General features: G+C 67.6%; 26 protein-coding genes. 8 read left to right on the top strand and 18 right to left on the bottom strand.

From position 1 onward, the window contains the following. Positions 1-95 precede the first annotated feature (95 nt). Both B2G71_RS00355 and B2G71_RS00360 read left to right on the top strand, forming a co-directional pair. Entirely contained in the window at positions 96-434 is a 339-nt protein-coding gene (locus B2G71_RS00355) for a P-II family nitrogen regulator (protein ID WP_098103792.1), read from the top strand. Between the two features lie 17 nt (positions 435-451). Next, the gene (locus tag B2G71_RS00360; protein WP_098104367.1) at positions 452-1789 is read left to right on the top strand and encodes an ammonium transporter; all 1338 of its coding nucleotides are present in this window, start codon (positions 452-454) and stop codon (positions 1787-1789) included. 184 nt (positions 1790-1973) lie between these two features. Here the strand turns inward: B2G71_RS00360 and B2G71_RS00365 are convergent, their stop codons facing one another. After that, entirely contained in the window at positions 1974-2405 is a 432-nt protein-coding gene (locus B2G71_RS00365; RefSeq protein ID WP_098103793.1) for a TIGR01244 family sulfur transferase, read from the bottom strand. A 286-nt stretch (positions 2406-2691) separates the two neighbouring features. Between B2G71_RS00365 and B2G71_RS24720 the strand changes: the two genes are divergently transcribed. The 6 genes from B2G71_RS24720 (at position 2692) to queC (ending at position 7853) form a co-directional block, all read left to right on the top strand. Next, a complete protein-coding gene (locus B2G71_RS24720) occupies positions 2692-3438 on the top strand; it encodes a cold-shock protein (protein ID WP_098103794.1) in 747 nt (248 codons plus the stop codon). Positions 3439-3574: 136 nt separating this feature from the next. Beyond that, complete coding sequence (locus B2G71_RS00375; protein ID WP_098103795.1) at positions 3575-4765, top strand: aspartate aminotransferase family protein; 1191 nt, start codon at positions 3575-3577, stop codon at positions 4763-4765. Then, positions 4762-5688: an ornithine carbamoyltransferase gene (gene argF / locus B2G71_RS00380; protein ID WP_098103796.1), complete on the top strand. Its 927-nt coding sequence runs from the start codon at positions 4762-4764 to the stop codon at positions 5686-5688. The genes B2G71_RS00375 and argF overlap by 4 nt, the downstream gene beginning before the upstream one ends. Continuing rightward, a complete protein-coding gene (locus B2G71_RS00385; RefSeq protein WP_098103797.1) occupies positions 5685-6593 on the top strand; it encodes an Hsp33 family molecular chaperone HslO in 909 nt (302 codons plus the stop codon). Before argF ends, B2G71_RS00385 begins: the two co-directional genes overlap by 4 nt. Before the next feature lie 108 nt (positions 6594-6701). Continuing rightward, positions 6702-7115, top strand: coding sequence for a hypothetical protein (locus B2G71_RS00390; RefSeq protein WP_168176203.1), 414 nt, complete (start codon positions 6702-6704; stop codon positions 7113-7115). Positions 7116-7154: 39 nt separating this feature from the next. Beyond that, entirely contained in the window at positions 7155-7853 is a 699-nt protein-coding gene (queC, locus tag B2G71_RS00395; RefSeq protein WP_098103798.1) for a 7-cyano-7-deazaguanine synthase QueC, read from the top strand. Between the two features lie 106 nt (positions 7854-7959). Here queC and B2G71_RS00400 read toward each other — a convergent pair whose 3' ends face one another. From B2G71_RS00400 to B2G71_RS00480, 17 genes are all read right to left on the bottom strand, one after another. Then, positions 7960-9075, bottom strand: a complete 1116-nt coding sequence (locus tag B2G71_RS00400; protein ID WP_098103799.1) for an OmpA family protein — start codon at positions 9073-9075, stop codon at positions 7960-7962. Between the two features lie 190 nt (positions 9076-9265). After that, positions 9266-9724, bottom strand: coding sequence for a DUF2793 domain-containing protein (locus B2G71_RS00405; protein WP_206049222.1), 459 nt, complete (start codon positions 9722-9724; stop codon positions 9266-9268). Between the two features lie 18 nt (positions 9725-9742). Continuing rightward, positions 9743-11938, bottom strand: a complete 2196-nt coding sequence (locus B2G71_RS00410; protein ID WP_098103800.1) for a phage tail protein — start codon at positions 11936-11938, stop codon at positions 9743-9745. A 26-nt stretch (positions 11939-11964) separates the two neighbouring features. Continuing rightward, positions 11965-12363, bottom strand: a complete 399-nt coding sequence (locus B2G71_RS00415; protein WP_206049225.1) for a hypothetical protein — start codon at positions 12361-12363, stop codon at positions 11965-11967. Beyond that, positions 12360-13181 (bottom strand): DUF2163 domain-containing protein, encoded by an 822-nt coding sequence (locus B2G71_RS00420; RefSeq protein WP_098103801.1) that lies wholly within the window; start codon positions 13179-13181, stop codon positions 12360-12362. Before B2G71_RS00420 ends, B2G71_RS00415 begins: the two co-directional genes overlap by 4 nt. Beyond that, positions 13178-15514: a DUF2460 domain-containing protein gene (locus tag B2G71_RS00425; RefSeq protein WP_098103802.1), complete on the bottom strand. Its 2337-nt coding sequence runs from the start codon at positions 15512-15514 to the stop codon at positions 13178-13180. Before B2G71_RS00425 ends, B2G71_RS00420 begins: the two co-directional genes overlap by 4 nt. A 14-nt stretch (positions 15515-15528) precedes the next feature. Further along, positions 15529-16089 carry a tail tape measure protein gene (locus B2G71_RS00430; protein ID WP_098103803.1) on the bottom strand — a complete coding sequence of 187 codons (561 nt, stop codon included), beginning with the start codon at positions 16087-16089 and terminating at the stop codon, positions 15529-15531. Further along, positions 16079-16291, bottom strand: coding sequence for a phage tail assembly chaperone (locus B2G71_RS00435; protein ID WP_206049227.1), 213 nt, complete (start codon positions 16289-16291; stop codon positions 16079-16081). Before B2G71_RS00435 ends, B2G71_RS00430 begins: the two co-directional genes overlap by 11 nt. Beyond that, positions 16288-16614, bottom strand: a complete 327-nt coding sequence (locus tag B2G71_RS00440; protein ID WP_240529933.1) for a gene transfer agent family protein — start codon at positions 16612-16614, stop codon at positions 16288-16290. The genes B2G71_RS00435 and B2G71_RS00440 overlap by 4 nt, the downstream gene beginning before the upstream one ends. Next, on the bottom strand, positions 16611-17018 hold the full coding sequence (locus B2G71_RS00445) for a phage major tail protein, TP901-1 family (RefSeq protein WP_098103804.1): 408 nt from the start codon (positions 17016-17018) through the stop codon (positions 16611-16613). Before B2G71_RS00445 ends, B2G71_RS00440 begins: the two co-directional genes overlap by 4 nt. 25 nt (positions 17019-17043) lie before the next feature. Then, positions 17044-17436, bottom strand: coding sequence for a DUF3168 domain-containing protein (locus B2G71_RS00450; protein WP_098103805.1), 393 nt, complete (start codon positions 17434-17436; stop codon positions 17044-17046). Positions 17437-17440: 4 nt separating this feature from the next. Next, the gene (locus B2G71_RS23950; protein WP_168176204.1) at positions 17441-17611 is read right to left on the bottom strand and encodes a hypothetical protein; all 171 of its coding nucleotides are present in this window, start codon (positions 17609-17611) and stop codon (positions 17441-17443) included. Further along, the gene (locus B2G71_RS00460; protein ID WP_098104373.1) at positions 17608-18156 is read right to left on the bottom strand and encodes a hypothetical protein; all 549 of its coding nucleotides are present in this window, start codon (positions 18154-18156) and stop codon (positions 17608-17610) included. Before B2G71_RS00460 ends, B2G71_RS23950 begins: the two co-directional genes overlap by 4 nt. Before the next feature lie 130 nt (positions 18157-18286). Beyond that, positions 18287-19426, bottom strand: a complete 1140-nt coding sequence (locus B2G71_RS00465; RefSeq protein WP_098103807.1) for a phage major capsid protein — start codon at positions 19424-19426, stop codon at positions 18287-18289. Between the two features lie 165 nt (positions 19427-19591). After that, entirely contained in the window at positions 19592-19996 is a 405-nt protein-coding gene (locus tag B2G71_RS00470; RefSeq protein ID WP_098103808.1) for an HK97 family phage prohead protease, read from the bottom strand. Beyond that, a complete protein-coding gene (locus B2G71_RS00475) occupies positions 19993-20301 on the bottom strand; it encodes a DUF6127 family protein (RefSeq protein WP_098103809.1) in 309 nt (102 codons plus the stop codon). The genes B2G71_RS00470 and B2G71_RS00475 overlap by 4 nt, the downstream gene beginning before the upstream one ends. After that, positions 20298-21461 (bottom strand): phage portal protein, encoded by a 1164-nt coding sequence (locus tag B2G71_RS00480; RefSeq protein WP_098103810.1) that lies wholly within the window; start codon positions 21459-21461, stop codon positions 20298-20300. Before B2G71_RS00480 ends, B2G71_RS00475 begins: the two co-directional genes overlap by 4 nt. Positions 21462-21485: the final 24 nt, after the last annotated feature.

The following is a 21485-nucleotide window of genomic DNA, read 5'->3' on the forward strand; positions in this document are numbered from 1 at the left end:
ATCCTCTGATATCCCGAGACTTTGCCGCATGGCATGCCTCTTGCTTCGCCTATTCGGGCCGGCGCTCGAATGCCGGTGGCAAACAGGGGATAGGCATGAAATTCATCATAGCCATCATCAAGCCTTTCAAGCTCGACGAGGTGCGTGAAGCGCTTGGTTCGATCGGTGTCGCGGGGATGACCGTCACCGAAGTGAAGGGCTTCGGCAGGCAGAAGGGGCAGACGGAAATCTATCGTGGGGCGGAATACTCCACGAACATGCTTCCGAAAGTGAAGATCGAGGTCGCCGCGACCGACGATCTCGCCGGCAAGATCGTGGAAACGATCCAGCAGGTCGCCAGTACCGAGGCGATCGGTGACGGAAAGATCTTCGTTCTCGACCTCGCCGCTGCCGTCCGCATTCGCACCGGCGAAGCCGGCGATACCGCGCTCTGATCAGGGGGACCGATATGATGAACCGCAAGATCCTTTGCGGCGCCGGCGCGCTTGGCGCGTCGCTGTTTGCCGCCACCACCGCTTTCGCGCAGGAGGCAGCCGAGGCAGCGGCGCCCGTCGCGAATCCGGGCAACAACGCGTGGATGATGACCTCCACCGTGCTCGTCATGCTGATGATCCTGCCCGGACTGGCCCTGTTCTACGGCGGCCTGACGCGATCCAAGAACATGCTCTCGATGATGACGCAGATCGGCGCGACCGCCGCGCTGGCGATGCTCATCTGGGTGATGTGGGGCTATTCGCTGGCTTTCGGCCCGACCACTTCGGAAGGCCTCATTGGCAAGTTCCTCAGCGGCGGCAGCTTCTTCCTCTCGTCGGTCACGTCGGATTCGACCGCCGCGACCTTCTCGGATGAAGTCATCTCCGAATACGTCTTCGTGTCCTTCCAGATGACCTTCGCCGCGATCACCGCCGCCCTTATCCTGGGTGCAACGGCCGAGCGCATGAAGTTCAGTGCGGTGATGCTGTTCGTCCCGATCTGGCTCACGATCGTCTACTTCCCGATCGCGCACATGGTCTGGGCCGGCGGCGGTCTTCTGTTCGACATGGGAGCGCTCGATTTCGCGGGCGGTACCGTCGTTCACATCAACGCGGGCGTCTCGGGTCTTGTCCTCGCCTTCCTGCTCGGCAAGCGCCAGGGTTATCCCAGCGAGCCGATGCCGCCGCACTCGCTGACGCTGACCATGGTCGGCACCGGCCTGCTGTGGGTGGGCTGGTTCGGCTTCAACGCCGGTTCGGAGCTCGAAGCGGACGGCACCGCCGGTCTCGCGATGATCAACACCTTCGTCGCCACCGCCGCGGCCGCGCTGACCTGGATGGTCGTCGAGCGTCTGTCCGGCCACAAGGGCTCGGCACTGGGCTTCTGCTCGGGCGTGATCGCCGGCCTCGTCGCGGTGACGCCGGCCGCGGGCAATTCCGGCCCGTTCGGCGCGATCGTGCTGGGCATCGTCGCCTCGGTGGTCTGCTATTTCTTCGTTGCGAAGATCAAGACCTCGATGGGCTACGACGACTCGCTTGACGCATTCGGCATCCACGGCGTGGGCGGTGTCGTCGGCGCCATCGGCACCGGCATCGTCTACTCGCCGGCGCTCGGTGGCCCGGGCGGCGACGACTTCGTTATGGGGGCTCAGGTCGTGACGCAGATCATCGCCGTTGTCATCGCGATCGTCTGGGCGGCTGTCGGCACGGGTATTGCCGGCATCATCACCCGCGGTCTGACCGGCCTGCGCGCGTCGCCCGAAGTCGAGCTCGAAGGTCTCGACATCGGCGAGCACGGAGAACGCGCCTACAACTAAGTCTCAAGAGTTTGGCGGGGGGCGGGTACTTCCTCCTCTCCTCCTACCCACCCCGCCATCCGGTGTTCCTCCTGCGAACACAAACTGGAAAGGGCCGGAGCCAGCCGCTCCGGCCCCTTTTTTTGTCGGAGCGAATGATGCCTCGCCCTCTCCGGGCCGTGGGTGCGGGTTGGCCCGCCAAGTTCTAGCCGCGCTCGGCGGCGAGCATGTCCATCAGCGGCCGAACCGGCGAGACGTCGTAGCCGGCCGATGCGGCCTTCGAGGCAAGGGCATTGGGATCGCGTCCCGCCTTCGCCTGGGCCAGCGCCCATAGCAGCGTCGAACGGGTGCCCGACCGGCAATAGGCGAGAACGGGGCCGGTCGCCTTGTCGAGCGTGCTCGCCATCGCCTCGACCTGGCCCTGGCTGAACCCGGCGTGTGTGACGGGTATCGCGACATAGCCGATACCGGCGGCGTGCGCGGCGGCTTCGATCTCGGCGCCAGGCGTCTGATCGTCGGCTTCCCCTTCGGGCCGATTGTTGACGATCAGCGTAATGCCGAGCTGTTTTGCTTCGGCCACGTCGCTTGTACCGATCTGCGGACTGGCGAGAAAACTATCTTCTAGGCGGTGGAACATGGATGGAGACTCCCGCTGCTTGGCCGAAAGGGCGATTGATCATGCGCGAGCGCCGCTTCGACCCTCGGCGATTGCGCGATACGCGCAATGTCCGTGCCGAGACAAGTTCGCGCGGCTTTCGGGCGCCGTGTTATTTATATTCGCCAATCCACCAGAAAACGTGTATGTCCGGGAGTTGCAGGAGAGGGCCGCATACGCTGACGGCTGCTCGCACTGACGCTTGGCGCGCTTCGTCCACGCTGCCTGGCGACCGCTTGTGGGGCGAAGCGAAGGTACGTTCTTAGAAATGGGTTTTGATAGAGGTCGTCGCGGAAGGGGACGCGACAAGAGGGATCGTTTCGGGGAAGATGAATTCGATCCGTTCTATGGGGGACAGGATCGTTTCGGCGGTGGTGACAGATTCGGTGGCGGTGATCGCCCCGGTGGAGACCGCTTCCAGGATGATCGGTTCGGTGGCGGCGGAGGCGGCCCGCGCGGCGGCTTCGGCGGCGGCGGTGGAGGCCGTGGCGGCTTCGGCGGCGGAGGCGGCGGCGGAGGCCGCGGCGGGATGCCTGCCCAGGTCGTCGGACAGGGCAAGGGAACCGTCAAGTTCTTCAACCAGAACAAGGGCTTCGGCTTCATTCAGCGCGAGGAAGGCGGCGAAGACGTCTTCGTTCACATCAGCGCCGTGGAGCGGGCTGGTCTCGAAGGGCTCGCCGAAGGTCAGCAGCTCGAGTTCACGCTCGTCGATCGCGGCGGCAAGGTGTCGGCCAGCGATCTTCAGGTCGTGGGTGACGTCATCCCGGTACAGAAGCGCGATACGCCGCAGCGCCAGCTTACCGGCGAGAAGGCCACGGGAACGGTCAAGTTCTTCAACTCGATGAAGGGCTTCGGGTTCATCACGCGGGACGACGGGCAGCCCGATGCCTTCGTTCACATCAGCGCGGTCGAACGGTCCGGCCTGTCCGGTCTCAACGAAGGCGATCGCGTCGAGTTCGATATCGAAGTCGATCGACGAGGCAAGTATTCGGCGGTCAACCTCGTGCCGCGCTAGGTTGGTCGTTCGATACCGTGCCACTTCGCTGGTTTGACCAGCGAGAGGCAAAGGTCTAAATGCGCGCAAATGGCGGTCCGGTGGGCCGCCATTTGTCGTTTGCGAATCCCGCATCCGGGAAGATGAGGTCCATGCCATGTCGATTACGCCGCTCATGCCAGTCTATCCGCGCTGCGATGTCCGTCCGGTCCGCGGCGAACACTGCCACCTCATCAGCGAGGATGGGCGCCGCTTCCTCGACTTCGCCAGCGGCATCGCGGTGAACGCGCTCGGCCACAGCCATGCCGGACTGATCGGCGCGATCCAGAAGCAGGCCGAGACGCTCATGCACGTCTCGAATCTTTACGGCAGCCCGCAAGGCGAGCACCTCGCCCAAAGGCTGGTCGACCTGACCTTCGCCGACACCGTTTTCTTCACCAATTCGGGGGCCGAGGCGGTCGAATGCGCGATCAAGACCGCGCGCGCCTATCACCAGCACGCAGGCGACACGAGCCGCTACGAGCTGATTACCTTCAACAACGCGTTCCACGGCCGCACGATGGCGACGATCAGCGCCTCGAGCCAGGACAAGATGCACAAAGGCTTCATGCCGCTTCTGCCCGGCTTCAAGTACGTCGACTTCAACGATCTCGCGGGCGCGGAAGCGGCGATTGGTCCGAACACGGCGGGTTTCCTGGTCGAGCCGATCCAGGGCGAAGGCGGTATCCGCATCGCCGACGAGGCGTTTCTGCGCGGCCTGCGCGCGCTGTGCGACAAGCACGATCTCATGCTGGTCCTCGATGAAGTGCAAAGCGGCGTCGGCCGCGCGGGCACGCTCTATGCCTACGAGCAGTTCGGCATCGAGCCCGACATTATGGCCACCGCCAAGGGCATCGGCGGCGGCTTCCCGCTCGGGGCATGTCTTGCCACCGAAAAGGCGGCGCGCGGCATGACGGCGGGGACGCACGGCTCCACCTACGGCGGCAATCCGCTTGCCATGGCCGCGGCCGAAGCCGTGCTCGACGTCGTCGCCGACGAGGCGTTTCTTGCCGATGTGCGCACCAAGGGCGATCGCCTGCGCGCGCGCATAGAGCAGTTCATCGGCAACTATCCCGAACTGTTCGAAAGCGTGCGGGGCCGCGGGCTGTTCATCGGCATCAAGCTCAAGGTCGAGCCGCGGCCTTTCGTGGGGCACATGCGCGACAATCACGGGCTGCTGACGGCGTCGGCGGGCGACGGCGTCGTGCGTGTCCTCCCGCCGCTGGTCATCGATGAAACGCATATCGACGAGTTCATGGACAAGCTGTCGGCGGCTGCTGCCAGTTACGACGTGGTGCAGCCGGCATGACCCGGCACTTCCTGGGATTGTCCGACGCGGGCGGCGACGCCCTGGCGGCGATGCTCAATGATGCGATCGACCGCAAGGCCGGGCGCATCGGCCAGCCCAAGGGCAAGCCGGACGCCGATGCGCCGCTCGCCGGGCATACGCTCGCGATGATCTTCGAGAAGAACTCCACGCGCACGCGCGTGTCGTTCGACATGGCGATTCGCCAGCTCGGCGGCTCGAGCATCATCATGGAAGCCGGAAGCATGCAGCTCGGCCGCGGCGAAACCGTGGCGGACACCGCCCGCGTCCTCAGCCGCATGGTCGACGCGATCATGATTCGCACCGACGACCACGCCAAGATCGAGGAACTGGCCCGGTACGCCGACGTTCCAGTGATCAACGGCCTTACGGATCTGTCGCATCCGTGCCAGATTGTCGCTGACCTGCTGACAGTGGTCGAACGCGGTTTTGCCTTGCCCGGACTGCAAGTGGCCTGGCTCGGCGATGGCAATAATGTGGCTAACTCGCTGATCGAGGCGGCCGGGCTGATGAAGTTCACGCTCCGCATTGCCGGACCGCTCGGCTACGAGCCCGATGCGGACTTCGTCGCCGCCGCGCGCCGTGCCGGCGGGGAAGTCGTCCTCACGCAGGACCCCGAGGAAGCCGTGCGCGGCGCGCAAGTCGTGGTGACTGACACCTGGGTCTCGATGGGACAGCCGGGCGGAGATGTCCACATTGCCGCCATGCAGCCCTACCAGGTCGACGGCGTGCTCATGGCGAAAGCCGATCCCAAGGCCGTTTTCCTGCACTGTCTGCCCGCGCACCGCGAGGAGGAAGTGACGTCCGAAGTGATCGACGGCCCGCAGTCGGCGATCTGGGACGAAGCGGAAAACCGCATCCATGCGCAGAAATCGGTCCTGCTCTGGGCTCTCGGCCGCCTGTGAGCGACGACTATCTGATCGAGAGCCCCGAGACCGGGTTCGACCAGGTTCTCGCGTTCTCCGTCCCGGATCGCGACGTCCGCGGCCGGCTGGTGCGGCTCGGCCCGGTGCTCGATCTGATCCTGTCGGCGCATGACTATCCGCAGCCGGTGAAGAACCTGCTCGCCGAAGCGCTGGTGCTGGCCACGCTCATGGGGTCGCTGCTGAAGGAGGCGGACAGCCAGCTCACCTTCCAGATCCAGGCGGAGGGGGGCGCGGTCGATCTGCTCGTGTGCGACTATCGCGACGGACAGGTGCGCGGCTACTCGCGGCACGATCCGGACATGTTGCAGGAGCTTGGCGCCAACCCGTCGCTCGAGGCGATCTTCGGCACGGGCTACCTTGCCATCACCTTCGATCTGGCGGCAAGCGGCGAGCGCTATCAGGGTATCGTTCCGCTCGAGGGCGAGACGCTCGCCGGGGCGTGCGAGGCCTATTTCGAGCGGTCCGAGCAAATCCCGACGCTGCTGCGGGTCGCCATTCGCGCGGAGGGCGACCGCTGCGTGGCCGGCGGCATGCTGGTGCAGCATCTTCCCGATGGCGAGGAGGGCCGCGAGCGACTGCATGTGGCGGGCGACAAGGCGGATTGGGATCACGCCGCGATCATGGCCGCGAGCGTGCGCCACGCCGAGCTGGTCGATCCCGCGCTAACGCTGGAGGCGCTCGTTTGGCGCGTCTACCATGAGGAACGCGAGGTGCGGATCGAACCGCTCGCGACTCTGAGCCGGGGCTGCCGCTGCAGTCCGGAGCACTACCAGCAGGTCCTCACCAGCTTCAGCGAGAGCGACCGCGCCGAAATGCGCGATCCCGACGGACGCATACCGGTGGAATGCGAATTTTGCAGCAAGACCTTCCGTATCGAAGCGTGATCAACGGCTGACCGCGCCGAGGGCTCGCTTGGACGTAGTTGGCGTTTCTGCTATCAGGCACCATATGGGTTTCGTGCAGTGCCGCGAGACGGAAGGATTTTGAACCAGATGCGCCGATCGAGAACCGCTTCAGGCCTTGTTGCCGGGGCGCTGGTCCTGCCGATCCTGGCCGCGCCGGTCGATGCGCAGGCACCTTCGCTGTCGATGCTCGATCAGATGGCCAAGGGCCTCTGGGAAGTCCGGGTCCGGGGCGGGGAGGAGCCCACGCGTCGCGTCTGCCTCGGCAACCCGCGTAGTCTGATTCAGTTGCGGCATCACGATCTCGCCTGCGCCCGGGTTGTCGTCAACGACAAGCCTGGCGAGGTGACGGTCCAGTACACCTGCAAGGGCAAGGGCTACGGACGCACGCACATTCGCCTCGAGAACCCCAGCCTCGCGCAGATCGACAGCCAGGGGATCGATGGGGGGCTGCCCTTCGCCTTCGCGGCGGAAGCACGACGGATTGGACCCTGTGCGGGCTGAGCGTTGTCAGTGCTGCCCGCAAGGCCCTAAGCAATACCGATGACTGACGAAGAAGAGATGTCCGCCCGCCCGCAAGCCGTCGTCCTGTTATCAGGCGGGCTCGATTCGATGGTGGTCGCTGCCCTTGCCAAGGAGGCGGGCTATTCGGTCAATGCGCTGACGATCGACTACAACCAGAGGCATCGCCGCGAAATCAGGGCGGCGGGGGCCATCGCGGAGCGGCTCGGTGCCTCCCGGCATATCGTGCTTCCGCTCGATTTGCGCCAGTTCGGCGGTTCCGCGCTGACCGACGACATGGCGGTGCCGAAGGACGGCATTGGCGCCGACATTCCGGTGACCTATGTGCCCGCCCGCAATCTTGTGTTCCTCTCCTTGACGCTCGCCTGGGCGGAAGCGCTCGGCGCGCGCGATCTTTTCATCGGGGTGAATGCGCTCGACTATTCGGGCTATCCCGACTGTCGCCCCGAATTCGTCTCCGGTTTCCAGGAGCTGGCGCGGGTCGCCACGAAGGCCGGGAGCGAAGGCCATGCCATCACCGTCCACGCGCCATTGCAGTACTTGAGCAAGGCGGACATCGCGCGCGAGGCGGACCGCCTCGGCCTCGATGCCGGGATCAGTTGGTCCTGTTACGACCCGACGGATGATGGCCGTGCCTGCGGGCTTTGCGACAGTTGCCGGTTGCGCAAGGCGGGCTTCGCGGAGGCCGGTCTGGTCGATCCCACGATCTACGCAAACTGACTGCCGCAGCGGCGGCGTTGCGCCGGTGGCTTCTCTATTCGGATGCGCAAAAAGAAAGGGGCCGGATTTCTCCGGCCCCAAACTTTTTCGACCTTCGAGGTCTCGCTTACATGCCCGAGCCCGGACCGTAAGTGATCTCGACGCGACGGTTCTGCAGTTCGCGCACGCCGTCGGCGGTCGGAACACGCGGGTTCGATTCGCCAAAGGCCTGGCTCGAGATGGCACCATCGGGGATGCCGCGAGCGGTGAGGTAGCTGCGCACCGAAGCGTTGCGGCGCTCCGACAGGCCCATGTTGTACTGCACGGTGCCCGAACGGTCGGTGTAACCGGCCAGCATGATCGGAACATTGTCGCAGCTGCCGTAGGCGCTGATCGCGCTGTCGAGGATGGTGGCAGCTTCCGGCGTGACGTCGGACTTGTCCCACTCGAAGAACACGATGTACGGGCCCTTGTTGCAGACCACCTCGGGCGGCGGCGGCGGGGGGGGCGGCGGGGGAGGCGGCGGCGGCGGCGGCGGGGGAGGCGGCGGCGGAGCTTCCGCGCCACCGAAGTTATAGGTCAACGAACCCATCGCCGAGTGCGACCGCCAGCGGCCTTCTACTTCGCGGCCAGCGCTGTCGACGAGCTTGATGTTGTCGACATTGTGGAAGCGATACTTGATGCCGACGTCCCAGTGGTCGGTCAGCGGCGCACGAACGCCGGCGAGAACCTGCCAGGCAAAGCCGCTGTCGGTGTCGTCCAGGAAGCCCGGACCGGCGCTCGAGAGCGAAGCCTTGTAATCGACGCGGCTGACACCGGCGCCACCGCCGATAAAGCCCTGGATGCCGTCGTCGGGACCGAAGTCGAGCAGGCCGTTCACCATGAACGACAGGACGTTCGCGTCGCCGCGGATGTTGCTGTAGTTGCCGGTGAGGAGCTGGGTCGTGGCAAGGCCGGGGACGCCCGGAGCCACGACGGTCAGGTCGTCATTGTCCGCAGTGCGATAGCTCGCTTCGGCTTCGAGCCGGAAGGCACCGAAGTCGTAGCCGAGCGCGGCACCGCCATCGACACCGTAGTCCGAATCGAGCGTCGCAGCATTCTTTACGCCACCGAAGTCGAATTCGGTGTCCTCGACGATCATCGGGCCAAAATCGAGTTCGAGATACCAGCTATCGTCGCGCGCCAAAGCGGGCGTGGCGATAGCGGTCGAAGCCAACGCCATCCCTATGACGAGTTTCCGCATTACGTTTCCCCTATTGAGAGATATGGAGCCACCGAGTGCATGGCTGTCTAGCCCCTCTGCAATGGCCGTGCAAGCGGCCAATGCCGAGCAGTGTTGCAAAGATGTCGCGTTTTCGGTGGCTTGCTGTCCCTTAATAACGCCAAAACGCTTCTTAATTGGCACAATTCAGACCCCCGAACGCCTTATCGCACTACGCTGCGGGCAAAAGACCCATGACCCTAAGCGCCGCGATCAGATTTGTGATCACGGCACGGGCCTCACTGTCAACTGTCGAGCCGCCGATTGGTTCCACCACATCGGCCGCTTTTCTCCAGTTTCCGAGATAGCGAATTTCGCCGCCGGTCGAGCGGTCGAGCAGGCGCATTCCGTCCTGCGGGGAAATGAAGCGCCAGCCGCCGCCCAGGCGGCACGCGAGGGAGTCCTCCTGGCCAGTCCACGCGCCACTTGCGGGTGCCGTCACCAGCCAGGCTTCGCCATCGGCCGCCGTGGCGGGTGGATCGGCGGCCGCCCCTTCGATCGCTCCGTGGACGAGGATGTCCAGTAGGGCATGGGCCTCGTTGACGTAGAATTCCTTCTGCGCCTGGCCGACGAACAGAAGAGGAAGGCCGAGGCGATCGGTCGTGCTGTCGAATGTGATGGGATCGGTCATTGCATCTGCTCCGTTTGGTCAGGTCGCCGGCAGCGGGCCGAGCGAGAGGGGTAGGGACAGCGCGCCGGTCCCGATCTGGCGGACCTCGAAGCCGCCGCCCGGCGCCAGGGCGGCGAGGTCGGCGAGCCGGGCCGCGTTGATCTCGAGCCGGTTTTCGCCGACCGTCCAGCTCGCCGCCGGACTTTCCGGCGGGCCGAAGCTGACCGCGTAGCTTTCCAGTTCTTCGCGCAGTGGGACGTCGAGACTGTCTTGCCAAGTCCAGGCGCCACGGGCGCGGCGCGTCCATTCGAGCCGCAGCCGGCCGTCTTCGAGGAGGGTGGCGCGGCCGTGAACGGGCGACAGAGGCCGCCGGGCGATGCCCCGTAGCAATACCGGAGCGATGACGGGCTCCGGGTCGGCGATACCGACCGCGACCACACGGATGTCGGGGCGCGTGCCCAAGACCGTCGCATCGAGCACGCGCGGCCGACGGTCGAGCAGCACGAAGCCTTCGCCGACATCGTGCGAGAGGATCGCCGCCTCGGTCCCGGCCCGGCCGCGCAGAAAGCCGGAGAGGCGCCAGAGTCCTTCACCCAGGGATTCGGCGCGGGCGAATTGGATAATCTCGGACCCGGCGAGCGCGAGGTTCGCGCCGAGCGATAGGTCGCGCAAGCTCGCCGAGGTCAGTTGCAGATCGGGGGCGACAAGTCGCACCAGCAGCGAGGAGCCCCGATCGAAGACGGTGGGAGCGGCGGGCCTGAGCACGGTCTCGCTGGTTCCGATCACGCTGCGCGTTCGGCCGCTCGGGCCGAGGGGGCGAAGTTCGCCGTCGCCTTCCTCGGCGTAGAGCGCCGCGCCGGACCAGTGGCGCGCCGGAGAGGATACGGCGGCGAAGGTTTGCGGCGTGTCGGCGGAGCCGCTCCCGTCGAAGGGCAACTCGAAGGCGGCAAGGCGCGTCTCGCCTGGCGGGAGATCGGGCTGGACCGTCGCCCGGCCCGGATCGGCGGGGCCCGCGAGGGCGTCGCTCGCGGCAAGCGGAACGCGGCGCGAGAGCGACAGTTCAACTCCGCCTTCGCGCCATTCCCATGATTCGATCCGCCAAGTGCCGGGCACGCCGGGGAGGCTGACGGCGCGCCCCGGGCCGACCTCGGGCATGAGTTCGGCGATCCGCCAGGTTATCCGGTCCCGTGACCAGTCGATGCGATGACCGGTTCGCTCGATGATCGCCTTGGCCGCGCCTGCTTCCATCGCTGCCGGCAAGTCGAGCGTAACCGGGTTGCCGGGTCGCGTCCGGACGGCGGCGCGCTGGACGCCGGGCAGGTAGTCGCGATCGAGATCGTAATAGCGCAGTGCCTCGGGAAGCACGGCTTCGGAACTCGCCCGGCGCCGCACGAATCCGCTGCGCGCGCCGAATTCGCCATCGTCGACCGGGATCGCCGGTTCGGGCAACGACAGCACGGTCTGCGCGTCGTCCACCGCGCGGATTACGATCCGGCCGCCGCCGGTATCGACATCGAGCGGCCAGAGCGGAGTGAGCAGCTCCAGCGTATCGGCGGCCGAGGTTTCGCAGGTCCAGCCGGCGATCGCGGTTTCGTCGATCGTGACGTCCGATCCCGCGACGATCTCGGACATCGCGCCGGCGAGATCGAACGCATCGTCCGCGACGACCTCGAAGGTCAGCGAAGGGATGCGGTTGTAGAATTCGGCGAGATCGAGATCTTCGAACACGACGTAGGCCAGCCCGCGATGGGCGGCGCAACGCTGGGCCCCCTCGGCGGAGAGGATCAGCGGGTCGGGGGCCTGATCGGCGTGGCCGTCGTGAACGCGCATCGCGCCCCCGACCTTGAGCAGGCCGTCTTCTCCGCGAAGCAGCTTGCCGTCGGCCCAGATCCGTCCAATTGCCTGGATCGGACGGCTCGAGAGCGCGACCGCCATGCTGATGCTGTAGGTATAGGTAGTGATCGAAGGGCCCTGCTTGCTGCCGCTGGTGTCGGCATGCTCGACGAGATCGGTTGCCCAGATGATCGTGCCGGGTACGCGCATCCGGCCGAAGTGGCGCGGAATCGCCGATCCGTAGCTCGAGGTCGTGACTTCGAGATCCTTGAGCCGCGGGCCTTTGACGCGCGACGATCCGAAGACGAGATTGTCGACCTGACGCCCTGCGAGGGCGCCGATCGCGCCGCCGATCGGGCCGCCGAGGACAGTGCCGACGGCGCCAAGTAAGAGAGTAGCCATTGTTGGTCCTCGGAAAACAAGAAGTGTCAGGTGAGCCGGAAACGCGCCGCGATCGGCCATTCGACGGGAACAGGGCCCACGACGATCCGCCGCAGCCCGGCATGGGCATGGACGAATGCGACGGCCGGATCGGCGATCATGAGGTGATGCTGGCAGCACCACGGGCGGACGATGACGACATCGCCCGCTGCGGCCGGACCTTGGCATGGCGCGAAGCCGGACGATCTTGCCATCTCATCGAGCCCGTCGATGCGCAGCGTGCGCAGGGCATAGCGGCTCGGCAGCTTCGGCGTCGCGCCGATCGCGCGAAGCGCGGCGTCGAGCAGGCCGACGCAGTCGAGGCCGATCGCCGGGTCGCGGCCATGAAGGCGAAACGGCGTCCCGACGAAGGATCGCGCCGCGATCGCCAGCGCCTGGCCGCTCACGCCTGCGGCGACGGGTAGCGCACGAGCAGGTCGTTGCCCGGCAGGAATGGTTCGCCCTGGAAATTTACGGCGTTGCCGAAGCGGTCGCCGCACGTCGCGATGGTGTGGTCGCAGCCTTCGCGCAGGCGTACCCGCAAGCCAGGAGGGACCTCGGTGTCGACCGGCTCGGCAAGCACGAGCCCGCCGCCCGCGGTCAGGCGCGCTATCCGCGAGGTCTGCCCGACGTGCGGACCGTCGAGCCAGCGCAGCGTCCCGCCGAGATAGTCCGCCGGCTCGATGTCAGAGACCTCGACCGCATTCTCCGCGGCGTCGAACGAGAGGACGGTGCGGTCCAGGGTAAAGCGCACCGGATCGAGATTGCAGCCCGGAGCGCAGAACAAGGCGCGGCACGTCGGGCTGGTGCGCGGCGTGGTGTCGCGCCGCAGCTCGACCTTGCGCGAGACGAGCTCTGCGGAAAAGCTGCCGTCTTCCTCCGCGACCTCGCCGATCGTGCCCGAATAGAGAATGGTGCGCTCGAGCGACTCCCAGTCGACGAGACCGATGCGGATGAGGGCTCCGTCGAACCGGCCCGCGGCGAGATCGGCGGGCGCGATCGAATCGTGCGACAGCGCGCCGCGCACTTCCGCGCTGTCGGGCTCGAGGTCGCCCGAGCGGCGGATTGCCGCGGGCACCATGCCGGGTGACGAGCGGTGGAGCATACCGTCGAACCAGAGATCGGCGTCGTGCGTGGTCAGTCCGAAGGCCAAGCCGTCGCGCCGCAGCACTTGCCAGAACGTGGCGACCGTCTCCAGCTCACTCGCGAACCAGGTCCGGGTCATGCCGCTTCCCGCACTTCGACAACCGGAACGCTTGGCGCCTCACCGGCGGCGAAAGCGGCGCCTGATATCTCGAGCTGATCCTCGGCAAAGCGCACCGGCACGTCGAAGAGGAACCCGGCGCGGACTTCGGCCCCTTCGGGCGGCGGCGCGTCGAAGGCGATCACGCCGCCCTCGTCGAGCGCCCAGGAGCCGACGGCGAGGGCGCCGTCGATGCTGACGAGCAGCGTCTCGAAGATCGGCCGGGTAATCCTGCGCACCTGCACCGCCTCGCCGCTTCCGTAGTGCTTGATCAGGGCGAAGCGCGAGCGGGTGCCGTCGCCGGTTCCGAGGAACTGGTCGAGCGCGGAGGGTGTGCCGACCATGCCGTTGGAGCTGAAGTCCGAGGGGTCGCGCAGGCGAAATCCTCGGGCCGGGCCGCGTCGGGCGCGGAAGAAGGCGATGAGTTCGCCGAGCTCTGCCTCCGAGCGGATGCCCGGCCCCACATCGAAGCGCAGGCGCGCGTTGGTCCACAGGCTGCTGCGCCGTTCGAAGCCCGAGGCGGTGACCATGACGCTGGTCGAGAACTCGGGGATGACGGTCGCGTCGCGGCCCAGCGCCAGCGGATACCGGACGTCGTCGAATGCCTGCATGTCTTGTTCGTCCTCGTTCTCGGGAAGGCGCACGTAGCCGTCGCGGATCACCTGCGGCACGGCCCAGACCACGATCTCGTGCGGATTGCGGGCGCGGGCCTCGTCAATGCCCGCGTCGATCCGCAACCATTTGTCGCCTTGGCTTGCGAGGAGCACGAAGCCGGCGAAGTAATCCTGTTCGGACGGGGGATAGCCGAGGCGATCGTTGATCACCGTGTAGCCGCGCGCGCGGTCGGCGTCGGCTCCGGCAGTGAGCCAGTCGTAATCCTCCACCTGGAGCCGGTCGAAGGCGGGATGGGCCCACGCGACCGGAAGATCGGCGCGGCGCGCTTCGGGCATCTCCGCATCGAGCAGCGTCGGCGGAAACACGAGCAGCAGCGACTCGAACGAAGCACTGCCCGCCTCATCGCGCGCGGCCGCGACCAGTGCCGCGGTCGTTTGCGCCAGCAGCGTTCCCGCCGCGTCGAGCAGCGCGAGCTGATCTTCCTCGAGCGGTGCACGCATGTCGGCGATCTCGGGCGGGTCGCCACCGAAGGCCGTGCGCGCCTCGCTGTCGTAGAGGCAGATGCGGCCGTCGACGAAGATCCACCACCACGGCTCGCCGACCTGGAAGCGCACCGGCACGCCCGCCGCCAGCATCGCGCCGACGAAAGCGCGCGCGGCCTCGCGCAGCCAGGCCATGGCTTCCGCATTGGCGGGAGAGAGAAGCGAGGACGGCGGATCCCAGCCGGTCATGGCGGGCTGTCCGAGCCAATCGCGCTGCATCCATTCGGGCGGGCAGTTCTGGGCGAGAAGCTCGTAGGACAACGATGCGATCGGGCGCAGCCCGTTGTCGCCGCACTCGGCGAAAAAGGCCTCGTGCCATTGTCGCGTGGCGGCGTTGAGCACGTCACCGGTCTTTGCCGCCAGATAGGCCTCGTCGCGGTGCTCAAGCCTGAAATAGTGGCTCATCCCGACATAGTGGACGACGCTGCCGCGATAGCCGAGCTGGCGGATGTTGCGCACCAGCCGCGCCGGCGTGACCACGCCGTTGTCGTCGAAGCCGGTCGCGACCGCGAGTCCGTGCGGCGGGATCATGACGTCGCCGATCTCGAGCAGCGCGTTACGGCCCTGGCAGTCGATCTCCGCCAGTTCGATCCACCCCTCGACCGCGACTTCGAGGGGTTCGTCGACCCCCGGCTCGTAGCCGGGGGCCACCAGCGAGATAAACATGCGGTCGACGTCGCCCGGCCAGACCGGGTCGGCCTGCTCGGGAAGCGTGAAGCCGCCCTGGAGCTGCGAGAACGGCAGGACGATCCGCGCATCCTCCGGCGTGCCCTCGGCGTAGTTCCAGAGGCGGACATACCAGGTGCGCGGGACCCCTTGCGGATCGCGGCCCTCGATGGTCAGGGTCGGGCCGTTGATCCCGTCGAGCGGGATGATCCCCGAGGACTGCCAGCGGAAGCTGAGCGTGGTCTGGGTATAATCCTTGCGCGTCTCGTAGGCGAGCAGCGGATGGTCGTAGCGGTCGGTGCTGTCCCAGATGAGTCCGGCGAGGTCGGCCTTGCGCAGGAACATCGCCTCGATGCGCATCGCGGCCGGGCCCTGGGTTACGACCGAAGCCACCATCGGACGCGGGAAGTTGACCGTCCAGAAGCGCGGATCGAAGCGGCGGACGTGGTCGAAGACCTGTCCCTCGCGCTTGGCGGCGAGCCAGAATGCCATGGTGACGTGTCCTCTCAGCCCTGCGCGAGGGCGCGGCGGATGGTGCTGGCGACTTGCCGCGACGATCGTTCGAGCGAGCGCGGCACACTTGCTCCGCGCGGCGCCGCGACGTTGATCGCGACGCGCACTTCGCGAGCCGGTGCGGAGGAGGGCTCGACCCGGCCCGCGCTGGTGGGCACGAAGACTTCCGGCCCGCGCTCGCCGACGACATAGCCGCGCCCCGGGGCGACATTGCCGCCCGTGGCGCGACCGGGAAGTCCGAGCAGGGCGGAAGTGACGCCGCCGAGCAGGGTGCCGAGACCGGCCTGGCCGCCACCCGCCGAGGCGAACAGCGAACGCACCGACTGCGCGGCAATGGCGTCCATGGCGCTCAGCCCGGCGCGCTTGAGGTCGTCGAAGCCGAGGCTCCCGCGCCGGATCGCGCCGAGCAGTCCGCGTTCGAGCACCGAGCCGGCGCGCGAGAAGCGGTCGATCAGGTTCGTATCGAGGCTGGAGCGCATTTGCTCGATGTCACGGGTAAAGCCTTCCGTGCCCGCGCGAACTTCGACGAGCAGGCTATCGATGTCATCGGTCATGATCGTGTTCCATCAGGCGTTGCAGGGTCGCGCGGTCGATCGCGCCCGGGGACGCCGGGTCCATGCCGATGCCGAGCGCGGCGGCGAGTTCGGCCGGGGTGGCGTTCCAGAAGGTGTCGGGGCGCCAGCCGAGCAGGCGTGCGGCGAGCCCGCTCAGGCCGGGCATGCCGTCGCCCAAGCGCGCGCCCGTGCCCGCCGTCATCCGCTTCCCCGCAGGATCTGTTGCAGCAGGGTGCGCAGCGGCGCGGCACAACCGGCGAGTCCGAGCTGCATCACCGCCTCGCCGACCGCCTCGCGCGGCGCCGCGCCGCGATCGTCGAGGCAGTACCAAAACAGGCTGGCGATCTCGGAAAGGCGGAGCTGACCGGCACCGGCGCGTTCGACCAGCGCCAGCAGCGGGCCGAGATCCTCCTCGGCGGCGACGAGCGCCGAGAAGGTCGGGCGCAGGCGGCAGGCCCTGCCCGCGACGAGCAGGCTGGCCTCGCCGCGCAGCGGATTGGCGGGGCGGGTATCGGCCTCGCTCACGCGGGAACGACCTCGCCCGAGCTTTCGAGCTGGAGCGTGTAGTTGCGCTCGCCGTTGTAGTCACCGGCGTAGTCGAGCCGCTGGACGAGGAACTTGCCGCGCAGCTTCTCGCCATCCTCGAAGCTCAGTTCGTAGTCGTCGAGCGTGCCGGCCATCGCATTGGTGCGCACTTTCGTCTCGGCGGCGCTGCCGAGGAAGATCCCGGCCGCGCTGACCGAGACCGAACGGACCCCGGCGCCCGACAGCAGCTCACGCCAGCCGCCGCTATCCTTGCTGGTCACGACCACGGTGTCGCCGGTGACGGACATCTGCGTGGTGCGCAGCCCGGCGACGGTCTGATAGCTGGCTGGCGTGCCGCCATCGGAAATCTTCAACAGGAAGGCACTGCCGGTCTGGGCGGTCATCGCATTGCTCCTTGCATGGGTTGCGTCACTGGTCCGCCAGCAGGCGGAAGGCGTATTCGATGAGGATCGCGCGGCTACTCTCGCCCCGCTGTTCGGCGCGCGAGCGCAGGAAGCGCTTGATGACGACCGCGAAGCCGGTCTGGGCGCGCGGCAGGCTCTCGACACGCGCCATGATCCGCGCGACGAGGTCGCCTGCCGCATCGGGGCGGTCGCCACGGCAGTGCAGTTCGAGCGCGACGCGCACTTCCTGTCCCGGAGCGGTCTTGCAGCCCCAGTCGGTGGCGGCGCTCGCGGCGACGGCGAGCCAGGGCGGGCTGGTGCGCGCGGGTGCCTCCTCGACCACGGCGTTGAGGTCGGCCGCGAGCCCGGCGTCGGTCGAGAGCCAGTCGAGCAGGGCGGCGCGCAGGGGCACTTCCATACTTCTATCCTTTCGCGAAGAGGGGCCAGAGCAGACGCGCGCGGCGCCAGCGCGCCGGGTCGCCCTTACGGCTGGCGAGACGTTCGGCGGTCTGTGCTTCGGCCAGCCGCCGCGCCTTGGCGGCGAGCCTTCGGGCGAGAGCGTCGAAGGCCTTGTCGGCATCGGCCCGGATCATGCGAGGCGCAGCCGGCGCCAGGGCCGCCACAGCGCCGCGACCGATGCCGGCGGCAGCGCGCCGGCCCCCGCGCTCTCGCGCTCGCGGTGCTGGTGCGCGGCAAGCCGGACGAGGCCATGGCGCAGTCCGTCGGGAAGCGCGTCCCAGTCGGCCGCGAGGCCCGCGTCGAAGCGCACGGCGATGCGTCCCGGCGTGGTGGAGGAGGCGAGCCGCACGCGGCCGGTCCCGTCGGCGCAGAGTTCGATGGCATAGGCGTCTGGCGCGAGGGAGGATCGCGTCCCGTCGTCAAAGACCGCCTCGATCATTGTGATCGCTTGCACCGGCCGCGTCGCCAGCGCTTGCCAGGCAGCGGATGCGGGAAGGATCTCCTCGCAGGTGGCCTCGAGCGGGAGCTGGCCCGCAAAGGCTTCGAATGTCTCGAGCGCGGCCGCAAGCAGGGCGGCGAGCGGCGCATCGTCGTGCGTCGTGGTGATGCCGAGCCATTGCTTGAGCTCGGCGAGCGCCGAGGATGGCAGCACGGGCGCGGAAAGGATGACCCGTCGCATGGGCATCTCCGAGATGAGAGGGAAGGCGGGATAAAGACGCCCGGCCGGTCCGGAAAAGGGGGGAACCGGACCGGCCGGACGCGATGCCGCGGCGGGAGGAGGCACCGCTGCGGATTTCGAAGCGGGGTCGTCAGGCCGCGATCTTGAGCAGCTTGATCGCGTCGGAATCGGTGACTTGCCCGCCGATTCGCTTGGTCGCATAGAAGTGGACGAAGGGCTTGTTGGTGAACGGATCGCGCAGGATTGCGGTCGCGCTGCGCTCGGCGATCAGGTAGCCGGCGCGGAAGTTGCCGAAGGCGATCGGGAACTGGTTGGCGGCGATGTCGGGCATGTCCTCGGCCTCGACCACCGGATAGCCCAGCAGGCGATCGGGCTGGCCTTCGACGAGGCCGGGCTGCCAGAGGAACGAGCCGTCGGTCGCCTTGAACTTGCGGATCTGGGCGAGCGTCGCCGAATTCATCACCCAGTTCGCGCCCTGGCGGTGGCCCGCCCTGAGCGAGTGGACGAGGTCGATCAGCTTGGTTTCGGGCGAGGTGCCGAAGCCGGTGGCATTGCCCGAGCCGAGATACTGGAGCGTGCCGAAGGCGCGGCTGGCGTCGGCGGCGGCGCTGTTCAGGGCGGAGAGGAAGCCCTTGGGCTGATTGGTGCCGGTGCCGGTGATGAAGGCCGCGCCTTCGGCTCGGGCGAACTCCATTGCGATCTCGTCGGCGAGCCAGGACTGAATGTCGAAGGCGGCGTCATCGAGCATGGCCTGGCTGGCGGCCGGATTGGCGTAGAGTTCGCCCGACGGCGGCGCGATCTCGGTGAAGCTCGGGGTGCCGGTGCCCGGTCGGCCCGCGACTTCGCTGACCCAGCCCGAGGCGGTCCCGCCGGTCGTCACCAGCTTGCGGTAGCCCGCCGAACCGGTCTGCACGACCTGGGCGATCGAGCGGATCGGGCTGATGTTCTTGAGCAGCGTCGAGATCATCGCGTCGATTTCCTGCGGCACCGCGTAGCCGCCGTCGGCGGGCAGCGCGCCGGAGACCGATTTCAGCTCGGTCTCGCGGCCCATGCGCAGGTAGCCGTCGACGAAGCCCTTCACTTCGGGGCTCGCCGAAGCCGCCGTGCCGCCGATCACGGGCCGGGCGGCCGCGCGGCTGACGCGTTCGAGCCGGGTCTTCACGTCATCGACGTCCGCCCGCAGCGCCTCGACGGCCTGTTCGGTGGCATCCTGGCGAGCGATGAGATCGAACGAGGCGTCGAGCATCTCGGCCGGGGTTTGGGATTCCATGAGGCATTCACCTTTCCAGTGTTGAATTCCTCCCCGGCTCGGGGAGGGGGCCGCCCGAAGGAGGTTGGGGACGCGGGCGGTCGGGTTGAGCGAAAACAGGGACGTGCCGGACCTTGGCGTCCCTTCGCCGTGCTCGCGCACGGCTCCCCTCCCCGTCGGGGAAGACTACGAAACGAAGTGAACCCGCGCGCCGTGCTGCATCGGGTGGGTGACGAGGCTGACCTCGAACAGATCGACCGCGAGCAGCTCGCGACCGGTCGGCGTCATGCGTGCGTCGCGGGTCCGGTAGCCGAAGCTCAGCCCGGTGACGTGTCCGCGCTGCAACGAGAGCGCGGCCGTGCCGTCCGGGTTGTCGAGCGATGCGATGACCCGCAGCCCGCGCCCGTCTTCGGCAATGCGCTCGATCCAGCCGATCCTGAGTTCGGCTTGATGCTGCCAGCACAGCGGAAGCGGATCGCGGCGCTCGGCCAGCGAGCGGGCGAAGGCGCCGGGGCGGATCACGTCGTTACCGCCGTCGCGCAGGTCGAAGAGCGCGGCGTAGCCCGCGAAGCGCAGCGCCGTGCGCGTCATTGCGTCATTCCCGAGGCGCCGAAGCGGACCGCCAGGCCGAGCAGCAGCAGCGCGAGCAGTCCGCGCACGATCCACTCGACCACCGCCGCGCGCGCGCTCGCCTTGGCATCGCGCCAGGCGCGCAGCAGTTCGCGAAGCTCGCTGAGGTCGTCCTCCGCGGTCTCGTCGTCGAGGCCGATGTGCGCGAGCATGCGCTGCGCTCCGATCTCGCTCGCTTCCTCGGCGATCGCGCGCAGGGTCACGAGTTCGCACCCTTCTCCCGTTGCTTGTGCAAGGAGGTCGGCGAGCATGTCCGTTTTATTCATGGTTTGTTCCCCTCGCGCCGGTCCCGATCAGGCAGGCCGAGCATGGCCCGCTTCTCGTCGTCATCGAGGAAATTGGCGCCGCTGACTTGCGCCCAGAGCCGTTCGCGGTCTTCGGCGAGCGCCGGCACGCGATCGAGATCGATCGCCAGATTCGCCTCGGGGAACCAGGGCGAAAGCCCCTCGCACAACGCGGCGAGTATCTTGGCCGAAAGCGGCAGAAGGGTGAGCCGCCAGAGCGCGCGGTTGGCCTCGCGATAATTGGCGTAAGTCGAATCGCCGGGCAATCCGAGCAACATCGGCGGCACGCCGAAGGCAAGCGCGATGTCGCGCGCCGCGGCGGCCTTCAGTTCGGCGAAGTCCATGTCGGCAGGCGACATCGCCATGGCCTGCCACTTGAGCCCGCCTTCGAGCAGCATCGGCCGCCCGGCGTTGCCCGAACCGGCGAAGGCGCGAGTCAGCTCGTCCTTGAGACGATCGAACTGGTCGGGCGTCAGCGTCGCGCCGTCGTCGGCGTCATAGACGAGCGCGCCCGAGGGCCGGGCGGCGTTCTCGAGGAGCTGGCGATTCCATTCGGCCGCCGCGTTGTGGATCGCCACCGCTTCGTCGGCGGCGGCGAGGCAGCCCGCGCCATAGTGATCGTCGACCGGATGGAAATGCCGGACGTGGATCAGGTTGGGCGAGGCATCCTCGTCGAGCACCGGGATCGTGAGTTGCCGACCCGCCACGGCATAGCCGTAGGCGCTTGGCCAGCCGTCGGTTCCGGCGATGACGCTGACGCGCTCCGGCCGCAAGGCGAAGAGTTCGACTGGCTTGCCTCGCGCATCCTTGAGCACCTGGACATAGGCATTGCCGTGCAGAAGCAGATGCGCGGCCAGCGTTTCGAGCAGCGCCTGGCCCGCGCTCGTTTCCCGGATGAGCGCGAGCAGCGCCGGGTCCGTGGGCAGCAGCGGCGCCTCGGATATGCCCTCGGCGACAAGCCGTACCGCTCTCTGGGCGACCGGGTTTTCGAGATAGGCGCGGCGGACCGCGCCACTGTACTCGAACGGCGCCCGGCCGCCCGGGCCTTCGGCGAAGAACCAAGGCGAAGCTGCGCCGCGCGCCAGAGGCACGCGCGCGGTCTCGCCCTTGAACGCGGCGACGAGCCGGTCGATGAACGACATCGATATTCCTTTCGGTTCCGAGGA

This window comes from Novosphingobium sp. PC22D, from assembly GCF_002556635.1.
Taxonomy (GTDB): Bacteria; Pseudomonadota; Alphaproteobacteria; order Sphingomonadales; family Sphingomonadaceae; genus Novosphingobium.